The organism is Salicibibacter cibarius, assembly GCF_016495725.1.
Classification (GTDB): Bacteria; Bacillota; Bacilli; order Bacillales; family Marinococcaceae; genus Salicibibacter; species Salicibibacter cibarius.
Genome location: NZ_CP054705.1, coordinates 41,717 through 60,575 on the forward strand (window position 1 = coordinate 41,717; position 18,859 = coordinate 60,575).

At 38.3% G+C, this 18,859-nt stretch carries 9 protein-coding genes; 7 read left to right on the forward strand and 2 right to left on the reverse strand.

What is annotated here, in order from left to right:
* Positions 1 to 63 precede the first annotated feature (63 nt).
* From HUG15_RS00195 to HUG15_RS00210, 4 genes are all read left to right on the forward strand, one after another.
* The gene (locus tag HUG15_RS00195) at positions 64 to 1,632 is read left to right on the forward strand and encodes an acylphosphatase (RefSeq protein WP_200126168.1); all 1,569 of its coding nucleotides are present in this window, start codon (positions 64 to 66) and stop codon (positions 1,630 to 1,632) included.
* Positions 1,633 to 1,933: 301 nt separating this feature from the next.
* Entirely contained in the window at positions 1,934 to 3,370 is a 1,437-nt protein-coding gene (locus HUG15_RS00200; RefSeq protein ID WP_200126170.1) for an acylphosphatase, read from the forward strand.
* A gap of 37 nt (positions 3,371 to 3,407) precedes the next feature.
* Positions 3,408 to 5,585 (forward strand): CapA family protein, encoded by a 2,178-nt coding sequence (locus tag HUG15_RS00205; RefSeq protein ID WP_200126172.1) that lies wholly within the window; start codon positions 3,408 to 3,410, stop codon positions 5,583 to 5,585.
* Positions 5,586 to 6,225: 640 nt separating this feature from the next.
* Complete coding sequence (locus HUG15_RS00210) at positions 6,226 to 7,590, forward strand: sugar-transfer associated ATP-grasp domain-containing protein (protein WP_200126174.1); 1,365 nt, start codon at positions 6,226 to 6,228, stop codon at positions 7,588 to 7,590.
* A 292-nt stretch (positions 7,591 to 7,882) separates the two neighbouring features.
* Here HUG15_RS00210 and HUG15_RS00215 read toward each other — a convergent pair whose 3' ends face one another.
* Positions 7,883 to 9,586 carry a glycoside hydrolase family protein gene (locus HUG15_RS00215; RefSeq protein WP_200126176.1) on the reverse strand — a complete coding sequence of 568 codons (1,704 nt, stop codon included), beginning with the start codon at positions 9,584 to 9,586 and terminating at the stop codon, positions 7,883 to 7,885.
* 265 nt (positions 9,587 to 9,851) lie between these two features.
* Between HUG15_RS00215 and HUG15_RS00220 the strand changes: the two genes are divergently transcribed.
* Positions 9,852 to 12,056: a CapA family protein gene (locus HUG15_RS00220; protein WP_200126178.1), complete on the forward strand. Its 2,205-nt coding sequence runs from the start codon at positions 9,852 to 9,854 to the stop codon at positions 12,054 to 12,056.
* Positions 12,057 to 12,503: 447 nt separating this feature from the next.
* Here HUG15_RS00220 and HUG15_RS00225 read toward each other — a convergent pair whose 3' ends face one another.
* Positions 12,504 to 13,874: a sugar-transfer associated ATP-grasp domain-containing protein gene (locus HUG15_RS00225; protein ID WP_200126180.1), complete on the reverse strand. Its 1,371-nt coding sequence runs from the start codon at positions 13,872 to 13,874 to the stop codon at positions 12,504 to 12,506.
* A gap of 425 nt (positions 13,875 to 14,299) precedes the next feature.
* Between HUG15_RS00225 and HUG15_RS00230 the strand changes: the two genes are divergently transcribed.
* Together HUG15_RS00230 and HUG15_RS00235 are read left to right on the forward strand one after the other, a co-directional pair.
* Positions 14,300 to 17,116 carry an N-acetylmuramoyl-L-alanine amidase family protein gene (locus HUG15_RS00230; protein WP_200126182.1) on the forward strand — a complete coding sequence of 939 codons (2,817 nt, stop codon included), beginning with the start codon at positions 14,300 to 14,302 and terminating at the stop codon, positions 17,114 to 17,116.
* A 284-nt stretch (positions 17,117 to 17,400) separates the two neighbouring features.
* A complete protein-coding gene (locus tag HUG15_RS00235) occupies positions 17,401 to 18,834 on the forward strand; it encodes an ATP-binding protein (protein WP_200126184.1) in 1,434 nt (477 codons plus the stop codon).
* The last annotated feature ends 25 nt before the right edge of the window (positions 18,835 to 18,859 follow it).

Consider the following 18,859-nt stretch of genomic DNA (forward strand, 5'->3'; position numbering starts at 1 on the left):
ACAAAGATAATCACTCATCTGTAAAAAAATCTAATATTTTTGTTTACATGGGAGGACCATCGGATGGAAGATATTAAAAATAAATGGCTGCCGCATTTGATAGATGCCGTACCAAGCGCTGGACAGGGCAAGCGAATCAGCACATATACGATTGCCCTAGAGGGTTGGAGAAGGGGGATTCCGCTAAAGTTTTATCGGGTACATGATGAAGAAGATCATTTAAAAATCAGATACTCATTAAATTATGAAGGGAACGAACATCATTTTTCTTTATCCATGGGGGACAAGGTCTCCGATGAGGCTTTTGAAATTTGTAATAATAAACACCTCACCAAGGAACATCTGTCCAAAGCAGGCGTGCCTGTAGCCGAAGGGAAAAAGTTTATGGACGATGTTCAAGATGAAGACATTGTTGAATACGCGAAGTCCATTGGTTTTCCAGTCGTTGTCAAACCAGTTGATGACAATGCGGGTAAAGGTGTGTTTGCAAATATCTTGGATGAACAAAGACTAAAAAAAGTTTTAGTACATGTTCGCCAAGAATTGGCGTATACGGAAGTTCTTCTGGAGAAATATATGCCGGGTAAGGAATTTCGCATCTATGTCATCGAAGACCGAGTATTGGGTGCTATGAACAGAAGGCCGGCAAACGTTATCGGAGATGGCGTTCACACGATCAAAGAGTTAATTGATTTAAAAAATACAGAACGTAAAAAGAATCCCCATACCACCAGCCGTTTGATTAAAATTGACGATGAAATCCTTGATTTTATTGATCGAGCTGGCTATACGCTTGAAACTGTTCCCAAAGATGGCGAGTTTTTGTATATTAGGCAAAAAAGTAATCTAGCCAGAGGTGGAGAAGCGATTGACGTAACCGAACAGTTGACCCCTGAATTAAAGCAAATTGCGATTGACGCGGGGAAAGCCATTCCCGGCTTGCCGCACTATGGCATCGATATGATTGTCGATCAGGAAAACAATACGGGGGTTATTTTGGAAGTAAACTCAAGACCCGGATTCGGAGGGCATTTATTTCCAATGGTTGGCGAACCACGCGACTTTGCAAAGGAAATTATAGACTATTATTTTCCGGAAACGAAAGATATAGAGCGCACAAATCTATTTTTCAATTTTAATAAGATCATAGAACCTTTAAAAACCCGAGCGGCTATCTCGACTGAATTGCCTATACCCCCAACAGGTAAGTTATATGGAAGAAAATATATTGTTACCGGTAATGTGGAAGGTCAATGGTTCAGAAAATGGGTGAAACGGCAGGCTTTGAAAAGAGATTTGCATGGTTATGCAAAACCCTTGGATAACGGAGATTTGGAAGTTGTTGTAGCCGGAAAACAACAGAGTGTTGTTGATCGATTTAAGAAATTATTGTTTGAAGGCAAGGAAAATGCAGCAGTCGAAGAAATCAAGGAATATGATTGGGAAGATCAACCGCTTAGAGTGGACTTTCAACTGAAGAAGAAACGTACAACCAAACGGCCAAAAAATGTGCATCAGAAATATCAACGTGTATCGAAGGAATATAATAAAATCATCAATAGCACATCCTGGCGATTAACTTACCCTCTTCGTTATGCAAAAGATTTATTGAAACGCATGATAAAACGATGACACTTTGGTAACACTAGATAACAATAAAATTAAAAGTTAAGGGACAAGCTTCTCAAAGCTTGGAGGTGATTTTATAATGACCAATGAACATGTATGGTTACCTCATCTAGAAAATGCGATTCCGAAGTCTGCATATGGGAAAAAGCTCAGTATGTATACGATTGCTTTGGAAGCATGGCGCAGAGGCATTAAAGTAAATTTTTACAGGCTTGAAGATCCGGAAGAAAATAAATTGCGCATTAGGTATTCCTTGAGTTACCAAGGGAGAGAGCACAAATTCGAGTCATCCCGCGGGGATCTATTGACCCAAGAGGCGTATGACATTTGTGATGACAAAGATCTCACGAAACAACAGCTCTCAAAAGCCGGGATCCCCGTCCCGGAAGGGAAAAGATTTAAGGAAAATGTTGTAGATGGGGAAATCGTGGACTACGCCAATACACTCGGTTATCCTGTCGTGATTAAGCCTATTAGTGAAAATGCTGGGAAGGGCGTCCTTGCTAACATTCAGGATGCAGAAGAGATGAGAAAGGCTTTAATACATGTGCGCCAGGAACTCAATTACCGTGATGTAATTGTGGAGGAACATGTACCAGGAAAAGAATTTCGTATCTTTATCGTTGGTAATAAAATCATAGGTGCTGTTAATCGAATTCCAGCAAATATTGTTGGAGATGGCATCAACTCTATTAACGAGTTAATTAATAAAAAAAATGAGGAAAAACGAGGGAACCCTAATTTATCTAAAAGTGCTATTGATATTGATAAGGAATTACTCGATACAATACAGTTTAAAGATTATTCACTAAATAGTATTCCCGAAGCAGGAGATCGTGTTTTTTTAAGAAATAAAAGCAGTGTATCTATGGGTGGAGATCCTATAGATGTTACGGAAAAGTTAACAACTCATATGAATGATCTTGCTATAAAAGCGTATCAAAGCATACCTGATTTGGATTTATGCGGTTTAGACATGATCATTGATGAAGAAAATAATTTAGGAACTGTCATTGAAATAAACACAAAGCCTATGCTGGGTCTTCATTTGTTTCCGGTAGAAGGAAGCGCACGGGATATCACATCTCCAATCATTGATTATTATTTCCCGGAAACCAAGAGTTTGGAGAAAACAAATCTGTATTTTGATTTTGACAGTATCTTGGAGCCTCTGAAGAGCAGATCAACCGACATGGTTGAGGTTACCTTACCCCCATTAGGAAAGCTATATGCCAAAAAATATATAGTGTCTGGCCACGTGCAAGGGGTTGGTTATCGAAAATGGATCAGAAAGCAAGCGTTACAGCATCATTTACATGGCTACACAAAAAACAAGCCAGACGGAAAGGTCATTGTTGTTGTTGTAGGCTCAGATGAAAGTGATGTTCGTGCGTTCAAAGATATTTGTGCCCAAGGGCCGGAGAAAGCTCAAGTGGAGAAAGTAAAAGCAAAAGAATGGGAAAAACCCGTGAAAATGGGATTTGAAATAAAAAAAGAATCAAAAGAAAAACGCTTAAAAGAGCTGGAAAAACAACTGCAAAAGGAAAAAAACGATAAAAAGAAAATCGCCCGAGAGAGAAGTATGCTTGATCAAGAGAGAAGAGCAGTTAAGGAGCAACTGGAAAGCGTTGAGGAAGAAAAAGAAATTATAAAAGAAGCGTATTTTGAGCTTCTAAATAGTCGTTCGTGGCGCTATACGAAACCGTTGAGAAATATGAGCAACTTTAGCAAACGGTCTTGAGTTGTCATCATCTATCCAGATGAAGAGGTGCTGGGAAATGAGCAAACCATACACTATAACATTTGCAGGAGATACTAGTCTGGGAGATGGGTATCTAAACAAACCTAAACGAAAAAAAGAGAAAGAAAGACTAGAAACAGATCCATATTCTTTTTTTGAAGAAGTAGCATCTTTTGTAAATAAAAGTGATTATTCCATTTTAAACTTGGAGACTGTACTAGCTCATAATCCTTCAGGGTTCTTAGAGGGAAAACAATACCCTAATTGGGATTCACCTCAACGAACCATTGACATGCTAAAGAGCATGAATGTTGATGCTGTCAGCCTTGCAAACAATCATACAATGGACTACGGTGAATCTACATTAGTTGATACGATTAACGAACTCAAAAATGCAGGAATTTCATACTTTGGTGCTGGTCAATCAAGCGAGGAAGCGGTGGCGCCCTTAAAGATAGAAGTACCCGGAACATACCAAAGAAAGAATGTCTATGTACTAACTGGGATGAAGGCATCTCGTCGTTATCGAGTTGATTATAATTTCTTTGCCCAACAAGAAGAGGCAGGGGTTAATTCGTTAAATGAAAATCGGCTAATTCGTAAAATCTCATCTCTAAAAGAAAAAGATTCTGACGCTATTGTTATCGTCTGTCCTCATTGGCAAGGATTAGATTATAAATGGGTGAAAGAAACTGAGGAAACGCGCTGTAGGTCATTTGTGGAAGCAGGAGCCGATTTGGTAATCGCCCATGGGACACATATGGCAAATCATATTGAAAAGTACAAGTCGGGGATTATTGCATACTCCATCGGGAATTTTGTATTTAATTCTCCTGGCCGTTATAAAAAAATGCAGGCGCCTCCTTATAGCTTCATCGCTAACCTTATCATTTCCGAATCAGAAAACGGATGGGATATTCAACCTGCTTTTTACCCTATCGTCACCGATAATAAAGAAACAGGGTTTCGAGTTCGATTTGTTACTCACGATGAAGCTGTTGAGTTATTCAAATTACTAAATGATAAGCACCATCTGGGTGTAGAAAAAGATGTTGTAAAAAAAGACGGGGATCGATATTATTTTGATATTCGTCATACGAAAACGAGTGATGAAGTCGATCAGCTTCTACTAGAGCATTCATTGAATTCAAGTACAAATTTTCCAGATGACTTAGAGTCTTTTAAAGAAGAGACCTATCAACTTGAACATATTCAAAGTAAGATTGATGAGTATTTATTCCGATACTATCAAAAGTTTAATCAGGATAAGGCCGTTTCCCAAAATAAAGCGAAGTTGCAATCACTGGCTGATGTTGTAGAAAAACGACATATCAGCCATAACTTCCTAAAAAAATTTGAACGTAAAAAGATTCCTGTAACTAACTCTTTCTCCTTCCGAGAGATTATGGTCGAAAAATCGGCGATGAGAAAACTTGGTTATCGGGATTATGCCTGGACGATTGACCGAAAAACAAAGGCATATGTTTTCGCGGATAGTATCGGTTTACGTACACCTAAATCAGATCGTGAAGTTTATCGTTTCGATGAATTAAAAGGAAAAGAAGGACCAATTGTAGTGAAACCTGTAGGAGCCACAGGCTCCAAAGGTGTATACTTGATTTTCGATAATAATAAAATATTCTCTGCTCGTGAAGAAAAATATTTGTCGAATTGGGATGAAATAGAAGCGGAAATGCAAAATGATCTTGATGCGGTTAAGCAGGGGGAACGTAGCAAACAATTAGTGAAAGATGAGTGGTTTGTAGAAGAGCTTATTCTGAAGTCTCCTGATAGTACTGAACCACCACTTGATTACAAATTTTATTGTTTCTATGGAGAATTGTTATTTGTCTTGGAAGCAAATCGTATGGATTCTTCTCAGTTCAGTACTTGGGACGCAAATGGTCATTTCATAAAAACAGGTTGGCATGACGAGAAAGCACGACCAGGGGTCGGATTCTCTCAAGAAGATGCCGAAATTACGAAAAAAGCCAGCCTAGAAATTCCAAGCCCTTTCGTGCGATTTGACATGCTGAAAGGTCATGACGGTCTGGTATTTGGAGAAGCCACACCCAGACCGGGTGGATTTCACTTATTTAATAAGGAATATGATCGGAAGCTTGGACAGGCTTATAGGGAGGCAGAAGCTCGCTTGACAAGAGATCTTCTCCGTGGGAAGAAATTTGAGGCGTTTACTAAAAACTTTAAGATTTAGCGAGAAATTAAATTACGAATAATCTTCGATTAATTTATTTCCTGTTTTAAGCACTCGCTTTATGTCTGTGCCCCTGTCCAATTCCTTACTAATAAACTTATTTGTTAACGCGGGTCAAATCCCGCGTTTTTTCAATGCCCTAATTTCCCCTTCAAGCTTTATGAAAAAATTACTAGCATAAAAGTAATTTTGTTAGAAGATAAATTATGAGAGGTGTTGTAATGGATATAGAGTTTTACATCCGACTTATGTTGTCTTTATATAGGGGACTGCTGAATAACGGAAAAAGACTAGCACATAAGCATTTTCCGTTTTTGTCAAAGCTGGATGCAAGGAAATTTATCCTATAAGCAGAAAAACCCTTGCACTTCTGGCAGCGTACGGAGGGATGACGCTGCAATGGCGAGATTCCTACGGAAAAACGGACGCGTCAAGACCCCGCAGCGCCGGTTTTGCGCGAGGAGGCTTGCCTGTTCGTCCGCGGAAAGTGAAGCTATGGAAGCGGCATCCCGGCTTCAGCTGATATCTGCAAGTTGTTCAGCAATCCCTACCTAGTTAAGTACTATAAAACTTAAAATCTGGATATTCTCACTAATTAATGATAATATAGGTTCAGATAATTAAATGTTAGGGAGTGCCCATGATTAATCTAGTAAAAAAAGAGGAGATCAATTATGAGGAATTGGGGATTAAATCAGACACCAAGGCTTTTGAACGTTATGATGAAGCTGGCCTATTAGATCATGTAAGTGAAACGTTTATTGGTAATTATCAGGAATATTGGCTACATTATTATAATAAATCCGTTGATCCTCTTACTGCAACAGCATTTGCTAATCTCGTTGGCTATGATGAATATCGTGTGATACCTGCTAGATTAATGAATCGAACATTGATACCTTTTTTCAACGATAAAACAATTGATGAGGGGTATGTGGATAAAAACAACTATGACTTGCTGATTCCAACTCCTCAATCTGTTGATACTGTGATCAAGTGTGTACGAGGAAACTATTTTGATGGGAATAACACCATGATGAAACGCGATGATGTTCTCCAAACATTACTACGGTTTGATGAACTGATTATCAAACCAAGCAAAAGCAATAATGGTAGAGAGATTAACAAGCTTGTAAACAATCACTATTCCTTAAACATCAATGATACACCAGTGTCTATGGACGATATCGAACTTATGTATAACTCGGACTATACCGTAGAGCAGGTCATCCAACAACATTCAAATATGGCTGCTCCACATCCATCATCCGTCAATACATTACGCATGGTAACACTTCGCTGGGATTGCTCGATTCACCATCTACTTACATGTGCTAAGTTTGGTTCTGACGGGGCAATTCAAGATAATGCAGGTCAGGGCGGTTTATGGATAGGAATGAATGACGATGGTTTTTTTATGAACACAGCGATGGATGAATATGCGCTGACCTATACCCATCATCCGACAACGGGATTTCCTTTTCATGAACTTCAACCTATCCCTAATTTTAATGAGTTTATCCGCTTTGTAAAAGATGCTCATCAAAATATTATTCATCATGATTTTGTTTCATGGGATATTGCCGTAGGGATCGATGGTCAACCGATTTTTATTGAAGCGAATTTTGCAGGTAACACATGGCTCTATCAATTAGCTTCACAACGACCAATATTTGGCGAATTAACGGAGAATATTTTGTCTTATGTAAGTCAGTCAAATAAAAAATATCCTGTTGTATCCAACTATCGTAGAGTGAAACAATATAAACAATCAATAAAAAAATATAAAAGTGATTTAAGCGAACTTAAAAATGCACTTAACAAAGAACAACAACAAAAAAGAAAATATAAAAGACGTTATAGTAAAGTTAAACATGATCTCCTGAATGCGAAGAACGACCTTCACGATGCCCAACAGAAACTGTCATCTATGAAAACGAGCAAATCATGGCGATATACATCTCCGCTTAGATCAATTATGCAAAAAACCACGAAAAAAGATTAACATAGTCGTCGGTTTATGGTTTTATTTGAGCAATTCCTAACTCTATGATATTTTTTCAGTGCGAAATTTAAAACTGTAATCCCAATTTAAATGTGCCCGTACAATTTTGAATAGCACATGTGGCATAAGCCATAAAAAATAAAGAAACCGGGGTTTAAGGCCCGGTTTTCTTCTAAACAATTTAAGCATACATTTAACGGGTAGCGTCAACGTTCCTCCCGATCATTAGGAGGCTTATCCTGTCATCGGTATAAAAGAGTATAGAATATTCGAGACTAAGAGGTGCTTTTTATTAGGATTGTTGTCTTAAAATATTATAGTACGCAATAAAGCTGGAAATGTTGTGTTGGGTGTAATCATTGCGTATTTCATAATTTGATAAACCTTGATGAATAGCCCCAAGGCAAAGTTTTTTGTTTTCATAATACATCGTTGTTTCCGGTCTCAGCTGCATTTGCAACTGAAATTTAATGCTTTCATGAAGAGCTTGTTTAATTTTTTTTGCTTCATCATCGTAACCGTAATCAACAGCCAGCTTATAAGTGGCACTTAGCCCTTCACTTCGACACGCTACAGGCGTAGATAGTGGTTTAGGATGCGTATCATATGCACCTTTCCATTCAGGCTCTGCATCATCATCTAAAATTTGAGTCTGCATAATCGCTCGGGCGATAAAGAAAGCGTGGTTAATATAGATTTCTTTCGGGCGTTCCCTGTAGAGTTCATTCAAGCCATAAAGAAGCCAATGATCGTGGGCAATAGTTTCACTCGTTGCTTTTTTATCCCTGATAGTGATTAAATAGTTTGCTTCATTTTCCGCCACATCCAACCATTGTTCATTGCCGTCGATCTGGTAAAGGCGCACCAATGCCAATATTGCTTCACCGGGATAATAGTGGGATATGAAGTCTGATGCTTCACCCGTTGAATATTTTTGTTTATGAAAAGCAAAACGACCATTCTCATCTTGTAATTCGCGCATCCATGTCGCCATGCTTTGCATCACTGGGAGATACTGCTTATCCTCTGTTACTTGTGTATATTTGGCTAATGCCACTACAGCAAGCGCATTACCGCCAAGTTTGGCCTGATCTTTTTCAATAATCACCTGTACTTGATGTCCATTTATTTCCATTTCCAGTGCTTTTTTCAGTAAATAATTAATGGCTCGTTTTGCAGCATTTAATAGTCGTTCATCCGGCATCAGTTCATATGTTTCCAGCATTGAATAAGTCGTTCCTGCGTGACGTAGGATGTTGTATCCGCCCCGGCTTCTATTCTCTTGCGGAAGGTAGGAATAGATAAATTTGCCCTTCGTATTGACAACATTTTTAAAGTAATTGTCTTTGGTTAATGCTATCGCATCCCTAAGGTCTTGCGCTGATAAATCCGAATAGATACGATGGCCGCGGTAAAGAGGGGTAAAGCCATTTTCATCGATATAATAAGATTTTGTTCGGAATTTATATAATTCTAGTGATTGGGAAGTCAGTAACTTTTTCACTAACGAGTTTTTAGATAACAAGGAATGTTTCTCATAAGCCTGAAAAATATTTTCAGGTTTTATTTTTTGATCCACAATCATTCGGTATGCTTCAACTTCTTCGGGGAGGAATGCTGCATCAAAAGACGCGTCGATAGTAAGACCATCTTCCCCGCGTTTGTAAAGGACAGTGTCTTTTTCAAGGTTGATTTTCTTCTTTGATGATTTAGCAGGTCGCATGTCCGTAACGACATCCACTTTCACAGAAATGGGCTTAAAATTGGCAGGTTTATTGCTTTTATAGTTTTGGTAAGCAGATTTAAGCGCAACTTTAGCGTTTGTATCTTTTCCCATGCCGACTAGAGCTCGGGAATAGGGGTTTGATACAGATATAAAAACGACAATTTCGCCATCTTCTGTTCTAAAGCCCGTATCGATTTCGTCAGTTATTTCTTCAAGAGACTTTTCCTTATTAATCGCCGCATCGTATATCTGTTGTAAGGTATGATTCAATTTTACCAGCCTTTCGTCCGTTTTGATGATTGTCAATGTCATAAATAAGATAATTCATTATAGCACTTATCTGTATAATCTGCTACTATATTGGTATGTATATAAAAATTGTCTGTTACTAGACATTTCGATACATGTTATATTTACACATTCTTTTATAGATGAGAATATTGTCACTACCTAGAACAATAGATATAGACGGAACCTTTTATCAATTAGACATTGACAAAAACCATTTGAATTTACTGAGGGGAGAATTAGGGATATGGCAAAAACATTTACATTAACGTTTGCAGGGGATACAAGTTTAGGGGACTGGTATCTCAGAAAAACAGGTAAAGAAAACTTAGTGGAACGATTGGAAAAGGAGCCATTATCTTATTTTGCAGAGGTAAAACCTTTAATCGAGAAAAGTGATTATTTTATTCTAAACTTAGAAACAGTTTTAGAGGAAAGCCCAAAACCAATATTAGAAGGAAAACAATATCCTAACTATGACAATCCAGATAGAACATTGCAAGTATTAAAAGACTTAGGGGTAACAGCAGTTGGTTTAGCTAACAACCATACTATGGATTTCGGTTCTGAAGTTTTACTAAGAACCCTAAATAGATTAGAAAAGGCCAATATTAAAACTTTAGGAGCAGGGAAAGATAGAAAAGATGCTTCTAAACCCCTTAAAATAATACTAGATGGAAAAAAAAGCGTGAAAAATGTCTATATCTTCACTGGTATGCGGGCAGGAAAACGTTACCGAGAGTATGGTTTTTTTGCAGAGAATGAAAAACCGGGGGTAAATCCATTGCCACAAAAGGGACTATCCAGAAAAATTTCTAATCTTAGACAGGAAGACCCTGAATCAATTATTATCGTATGCCCTCATTGGCAAGGAGAGGACTATAAATGGGCTTCGGATCATGGAAGAATTCAAGAAAGAAGCAAGGCATTTATAGATGCAGGAGCAAACTATATCTTTGGTCATGGCCCCCATATGCTAAATCATATTGAAAATTATAATGGAGGAACCATAGCTTATTCTATTGGAAATTTCGTGTTCAATTCTCCAGGAAGGTATGAGAAATTAGATGCTCCACCTTATAGTGTTGTTGTAAATATGGAAATTCAAGAGGAGGAAAAAGGAACATGGATCGTGAAAAACAAGTTCTATCCTATTGTTACAGATAATAAAAAAACTAATTATAGTGTAAGAAGAATCAATGAAAAAGAAGCTGAGGATATAGTATATAAATTTGAAAAAGATGAACTCGGCTTATATATAGAAAACACAAAACATAATATTGATGATAAAAGTGCTAGCAAATCAGAAGTTAATGAAATAATAGCAATGATAACTGGTGAAAAGAAAATAAATCAAGATAAATTTAAGGACATTGATAGCATCGAAAAGCAGATATTAGCACTTAAAGAAGCTCAGGATCGGATAGATAAGAATTTAAAAAATTATTATTCAAAATTAATTAGAAGTAATTCAATGAAAAGGGTAGAAGGTGAAAATTATCATTTATATAAAATGCTGGCAGACACTATTAAAAAAGATTATATAACTCATGGAATGTATCTGAAGTTTGGCAAGAGAAAATTAAATATACATGATGCCATTTCATTTCAAAATTTCATAATACAGAACGCAGAAAGTAAAAGGTTAGGAAATCCTTATTATGCCCAAATGTTAGATAAAAAGTTACCAGCTTATGAGTTTGCTGATAAAATAGGGTTAAGAAGACCATATACGGATCCACACGTATATAAATTTTCAGAGTTAAAACCACAAGCAGGTCCAGTTGTAGTTAAACCTACAAGTGCTACAGGAGCTATGGGTGTGTATCTGATTTATAATGAGAACAAGATTTTATCCGTGAGAGATGGCAAATACTTAAATAGTTGGGATGAACTTGTAAATGATGTTCAGATGGAAATTGAACGTGATAAGACCAGGGTAAGAAAATATTTCAAAAAAGATGCTTGGATGATAGAAGAATTGATTATAGATCCAGAAAAACCAGATAGTCTCACTGATTTAAAATTTCATGTCTTCTATGGTGAAAATGTACTAGTACAAGAAGTAATCAGAGAAGATGGAGGAAATAAATATCAATTTTGGGATGCAAATAATAAAAAGGTATTTACCGGAAAATTAGATGGAGAAGATCAAATATATAGAGAAGCCAAAGGTTTTAATAATGAGGATTTAGACGCCATTATTCAAGCAAGTTTAGAAATACCGGCTCCATTTATGAGAATTGATATGCTAAAAGGTAACAACGAGTTGGTGTTTGGAGAAGCAACATACTATCCTGGGGGATTTCATAATTTCAATGCAGAATGGGACAGAAAGTTGGGAGAAGCCTACGTTAATGCGGAGGCAAGATTGAAAAGAGACCTATTGGAAGGAAAAGAGTTTAAAGCATTTAATGAAATATTCTTCCGTAGCCCATCTTTAACATTATAGATGAAGTATTGACTCCGATCCTTGATCGGGGTCTTCTATTCTTTACGTGTATTTTTGGTATTTTGACTTTTGCAGTTTAAATGAACAAAAAGTTGTAAGGCAGACTAACCTTTCTTGCCTCCACTAAAATTTTTATTTCTCCAACGACATATATATCTTGGTAAAATCGATGCTAAATTCTTCTCCTAGATCACCAGGATATCATCGTAATGATCAAACAAGGTAGTAGCTCTGTTGAATATAGACTGCCGGCAGGATCGAATTAGGCCTATCACGGCTAATATCATAGCCCGTGTATGTAGCTCGTTGGTGGGTACATTAATTTTATCAGAGGGTATCCATTTTGTTCACTGAAAACAATAAGGTTAAATAAAAAAATAGGCGTAGCTTTCATTAAGGGGCTACGCTTATTTTTTATTTACTGGGATTTAGCCCCACCCAGCCTCATTATTTTTTAATCGATTTTAGTAAAAAGCGAAAAGGTTGAGTGAAACGCCAACTTTTGCTATGCACTATATAGTTGTATTTATCCTTTGTGTCTTCCAGTTCATCATTTTTAGCCATAAGTTCGTTATTTCTCTTTTTTAGTGCTGATTTAAGTTCCTGGTTTTGTTTTTTTAAATCAACATTTTGTTTTTGTATTTGCTTCAATTCTTGTCTTTGTATTTTCTGTTTTTTTTGTTCCCTTCTTCTTCTATCTTTTTGCATTAATATCGGCTTTTTTGTTTTAAGCTCATTACTTACATATTGTAAAATTTCATCTGTCAAATCTCCAAATACAGGTTTTTGAGCGGCCAATTGATAGTACGATAGCAAGCCTGCAAAGTTAGCTTCTAAAAAGATAGGTTTACCATCGAAATTCACAACAATATCCCATGAAATAAAATTAAGGTGTAGTATATTTTTATGGCAGTCTTTGGCAATCTGTTTGAATTCATCGAAATTAGGAATGGGTTCAAGATCCGCAAAGCAATAACCAGTCGTGGGATGGTGAGTATGTGTTTGACCATCGTCACTTACTGCAACATCAAAAAATTCACCTGTATCCTTTACTCCAAGGCGTATACCACCTGCGTTAGCATTATCTTTTATATCGTTATCTTTCCCAAACCTAGCGAAGGTAAATAAATATTTTATTTCATCTTTCCATCTGAACGTAACCATTCTTAGTGTATTCACAGAAGATGGATGAGGAGCAGCCAAATTCGTGTGTTGTTTTATTGCTTTCTGGACCATGAAGTTCTCTTTATAGATGTCCTCTAGGTGATAAATGGAAACAATATTTCCATCCAGATAGATGTTTTCATCTTTCACATTGAGTTTTCTGATTCCATGGCCATTGTTTGTCTGGCTAGGCTTTATGATCAAATCTGTGTTATTTTTTAATAAAATTTTTGAAGCATTTTCAATATCAATACTATCATTATATGTATCAAAGTAAGTTCCATTTATATTCTTTAATATAGTTTCAGCTGAGCTGGGGGAATCTATCGAAATATCATAGAGATTTTTGTCCCCATAAAAAATCGACATATTATAATCATTTAGGACAGGGAGAATTTCTTCTCTCATTATTTTTCCAGGTATGACCCTACTGTCTCTTTTTCCAGTATAATTCATAAAAGCTAAATGTAGAGAAGGATCAATCGTTTTACCGTAATGATTCTCCCAATATTTTTGTATTTCGCTAACAAAACCTTCGTCTACTTCGTTTAACAAGCCAGCATTAAACCACTTTTTAAATGTTGGAGAATTGGTTTTTGCTCCTAGTTCTTGATATACAGATAAATCATTATGCACTGCTTCTATAGTTTCCAAACATAATCAACTCCGTATAAAATTATTTACGTTTATATTACCATCTTTAGTATATTATATCTGCTAATTGAAGTGAAACAATGGGATTTGGTAATGTCAAGAAGTATATATTGATTCAATAGGATATGGCTCAGATTAGGGTTTGGGATTTTACATATCTGCCACATAGAAGTTTCCTTGCTTTGGTTTTCCTATCGTGTTTCAGACATATTTTGAACCTCGTCATATACGATTAACAAGTGCGCATATATGATCATGGGCATTTTAAAGTATTAACTTGAATGATTATCGTTGAAAAACAGAAAGATAAATAATGAACTAAATTGGGCAGTATAATCGTAGGATATAACATACTACTTTAATTTGCTATAATATATTAGATTTAAGGTATTTATTAATTTATCTGGGAGAGGTGAGAGTAGAAGGTGCAAAAGAAGTTATTTAAGTCAGCTTTCATAGCGTTTTTCGCTTTTTTTGTTATCTTTATAACCGGACAAGTCCCGGCTGAAGCAAATGAAGTGGAGGAAGTGGCCCACAGTCATGGCGTTGTACAAGGATCGGACGCGTTGGATGTCCGAGAAGGGCCCGGCGATGATTATGATGTAGTCGGGCAGCTGGACGATGACACGCGCGTGGAATTGGAAGGCCAGAATTCGGATGGTTGGTATAAAATAAATGCCGATGACATTAACGAAGACGCCTACGTCTCGGAAGAAGGCCTTGTGCCGGTTGATGAACCGGACGAGGAGGAAGGCTATGTGGACGCGAGCACCTCTGTCAACGTCCGGGAAGGCCCCGGGTCGTCTTATGATCAAGTTGAATCCCTTTCACAAGGCGAATCTATTGATCTCTTGGGGGAAGTTGAAGGCTGGTATAAGATTCAGTTAGATGATGTAGATAGTACATATATCAGCGGCGATTATGTGACGTTCACAGAACCTCTTGAAGCCGCTGAATTAACGGAAACAGCGCGAACGCACGGCGTGGTCCAAGGATCCGGTTCGTTGGATGTTCGAGAAGGTCCAGGCAATGATTATGAAGTGGTCGGCCAGCTGGACGATGAGACGCGCGTGGAATTGGAAGGCCAGACCTCGGATGGTTGGTATAAAATAAATGCCGATGACATCAACGAAGATACCTACGTTTCGGAAGAAGGCTTTGTGCCGGTTGATGAACCGGACGAGGAGGAAGGCTACGTGGACGCGAGCACCTCTGTCAATGTCCGGGAAGGCCCCGGGTCGTCTTATGATCAAGTGGACTCCATTCCGCGAGGAGAGTCGGTTGATATCGTGGGCGAAATCGATGATTGGTATCTCATTCAATGGGACGATATGGACGAGCCCGCGTATGTGAGTGGGTCTCATATAACGTCAACCGAAATACAGGAAGAGACGCAAGCAGAAACGCAAGATCAAGCATTGACTGAACCCGAACATAGCCACGGGATTGTGCAGTCCTCCTCCTTGAATGTCCGGTCCGGTCCCGGAACCGACTATGACACGATCGCTGGGTTGGAGGATTACACAAGGGTGGAACTGGAAGGCGAAACATCCGATGGCTGGTATAAGATCAGTGGCGAAGGATTGAGCGATGAAGCGCATGTGTCGGGAGACTTTATTGTCCCGGTGGATGTACCGTCCTATGACGAAGGATATGTCGACAGCGATCTTCTAAACGTCCGCGAAGGTCCGAATACGGATGAAGCGCGTGTGCATCAATTAGAACGTAATGCACAAGTGGCCATTGTCGGCGAGATAGGTGACTGGTATAAATTACAATTGGCTGATGTTGACGGCCCGACATACGTGAATGCGGATTACATCAGTGAAGAACAAACGCTAATGTCGTCCGACCGCAGCCATGGGATCGTGCAGTCCTCCCACTTGAATGTCCGCTCCGGCCCCGGAACGGACTATGACACGATCGCTGGGTTAGATGATTACACAAGGGTGGAACTGGAAGGCGAAACGTCTGATGGCTGGTATAAGATCAGTGGCGAAGGATTGAGCGGGGAAGCGTACGTGTCGGGGGACTTTATTGTCCCGGTGGATGTACCGCCTTATGACGAAGGGTATGTCGACAGTGATCTTCTAAACGTCCGCGAAGGCCCGAATACGGATGAAGCGCGTGTGCATCAATTAGAACGTAATGAACAAGTGGCCATTGTCGGCGAGATAGGTGACTGGTATAAATTACAATTGGCTGATGTTGACGGTCCGACATACGTGAATACCGATTACATCAGTGAGGAAGAAACGTTAGTGTCGCCTGAGCGCAGCCACGGGATCGTGCAGTCCTCCCACTTGAATGTCCGGTCCGGTCCCGGAACGGACTATGACACGATCGGCGGCTTGAGCGATTACACAAGAGTGGAGCTGGAAGGCGAAACGTCCGATGGCTGGTATAAGATCAGTGGCGAAGGGTTCAGTGGTGAAGCGTATGTGTCGGGAGACTTTATTGTCCCGGTCGATTTACCGGAAGAAGATATCGGTTATGTCGATGCCAATGTATCCCTGAACGTACGTGAAGGTCCGGGAACGTCTTATGATCAAGTCAGTTCCATCCCACGTGGAGAACAAATCGATGTTGTCGGGGAAATTGACGGTTGGTACAAAATTCAAATGGATGATGTTAGTGGACCAACGTACGTGAGTGCGAGTCTAGTATCCAATGAAGAAATTACTGCTCCTGAAGTCAAAATCTTTATAGACCCTGGTCACGGTGGAAGTGACTCCGGTGCCGCCGGTAATGGTTTACTGGAAAAAGATGTTGTGCTTGATATATCGCTCCAAGCAGCTGAAGTATTGGAGGAAGAATACTTAGGCGTTGACGTCATGATGCCCAGAACAACAGATGAGTTTATTGAGTTGGAAGATAGGGCAGCAATGGCGAATGACTGGGGCGCAGACTATTTTGTTAGTTTACACAATAATGCCTTTGATGGCTCGGCAAGTGGCTTTGAAAGCTTTATCTTTGATGGCAACGTATCAAGTACAACGATAGAGAAGCAAGAAGAGGTCCATCAGTATATTGCTAATGAGTTAGATGCTACTGATCGAGGTATGAAAACGGCAAATTTTAGCGTGTTACGCAATACAACCATGCCAGCTATATTGTTAGAGTTATTGTTCATTGACAATGCTGTCGATGCAGAAATGTTAGGAAGTGCTGAAGGTAGAGCTGAATTGGGTCGTATTACGGCAGACGCCATTGCTCATGCTTGGGATATAGAGGAAAGGTAGCAACGGGGTAATCAAACAGATGATCATAACAGGAAACTGTCAAACTGGTTTGCTCTTTCACAAAGCCGTGGATAAGCAGGCATGATAGGGTCCCTCTTGATTTTTAGCAACTCTGAGGGTGTCCTACCTTTTTACGCCATCTTGTTGACACCTTTCAACTATGGCATCATTGTTAAGTGTCCAAATCACTCTGCGATTTGGACCTTATTTGTAATTGATTGTCGAATTTTGACACATAATGTGTTTGTTCTGTAAATAGATTTTATAGTAAATGGGGTATTTAAGTGAGCAAAGATCATCATTTAGAGCATTTGAAACATTCATTGCCCAAAGATGTTGTTACATATCAAACATCTTTTTATACCGTTGCTTTAGAGGGATGGCGAAGAGGGCTAAAATTAAATTTTTATAACAATAAAAGAGGAAGTGTACCGCCACTTGCATATCAATATTCCCTATCTGATGGGGAAAACGAATATTTATTTACTTGTGCTCGTGGTTCCAAAACATCGGATAAGGCTATTGATCTAGCAGAAAATAAAAGTACTGCCTATAAATATATGAAAAGAAATAACGTTCCGGTACCTGAAAATAAAACATTTACCTTTAGTAAAACCTCAATAGAAAAAATGTGCAAGCATGGCGAAAAAATTGGCTATCCACTTGTAGTGAAACCAACTGATAGGGGGAGCGGTAAAGGGGTTTATACGAACATTACCTCCAGGAAAAGGTTAGAAGAATGCATATCGAAAATAAGGGATGAGTTTAAGGCTAAAGAAGTTATAATCGAACAATATTTTGCAGGAGGCGTAGACTATCGCTTCTATGTGATAAAGGATGAGGTTATTGCGGTTACTAAGTCATACTCTTCAAATGTTATTGGAGATGGTGTCAATAATATAGAGGACCTTATAAGTGAAAGAAATAAAGACATACGAAAAAACGTTGCAACTAAGAATAGGTCTATTGTGATTGATAATGATTTAAAAAGATTTTTAGAGGAACAACACAAATCGCTTGAGTTTATACCTGAAAATGGGGAGCGAGTATTTGTAAGACGACATGGTACGCATCTTGGAGATCGATTGAACGTTGATTGCACCCAGAGCGTAGATCCAAAATTTAAAAAGTATGCTATAAAAGCTTTAAATGCCATTCCAGGTTTACCTACCGGTTCTATAGATATGGTCATCAATGAAGAAAAGAATGAAGGTATTGTAAATGAGATCAATACCAAAGGTGAAATTATGATGCACGTTTTCCCATTTGAAGGGCGTGCAATCGATGTTCCAAAACACTTATTAGACTTCTACTTTCCGAATAGCGATAGTAGAAACGAGAAGTTTTATTTTGAATTTAAACCTATAAAAGATTTATTATTTAACGGATATGCAGATCAGATCAGTATACCCATGATTCCAAAAGAGATACAGTATCAGAAAAATTTTACTATAAAAGGAAAGCATCTCGGACCTCGTTACTTGAGACTGTTGAAAAAACAAGCAGTGAAATTATATTTAATCGGTAGCATTAATCCGGTCTCAAAAAAGTGGTTAGAAATAAAGGCCATCGGTTCACAAGAAAAAATAAACCAATTTGAAAAAGTTATTAATACATTAGGTACTAAAAAATCAAAAACAGAAGATGTTACTGCAACTCAATTTGAAGAGTTCGAAGGAAATAGTAACATATCTTTTGAAATCATTTCTGATGTTTAAGGTTCATGTTTGCCCATATAACAAA

Bases quoted from the DNA above. Each gene is read 5' to 3' on its own strand.
- HUG15_RS00195 (WP_200126168.1), top strand. From the start codon at position 64: ATGGAAGATATTAAAAATAAATGGCTGCCGCATTTGATAGATGCCGTA.
- HUG15_RS00205 (WP_200126172.1), top strand. From the start codon at position 3,408: ATGAGCAAACCATACACTATAACATTTGCAGGAGATACTAGTCTGGGA.
- HUG15_RS00210 (WP_200126174.1), top strand. From the start codon at position 6,226: ATGATTAATCTAGTAAAAAAAGAGGAGATCAATTATGAGGAATTGGGG.
- HUG15_RS00220 (WP_200126178.1), top strand. From the start codon at position 9,852: ATGGCAAAAACATTTACATTAACGTTTGCAGGGGATACAAGTTTAGGG.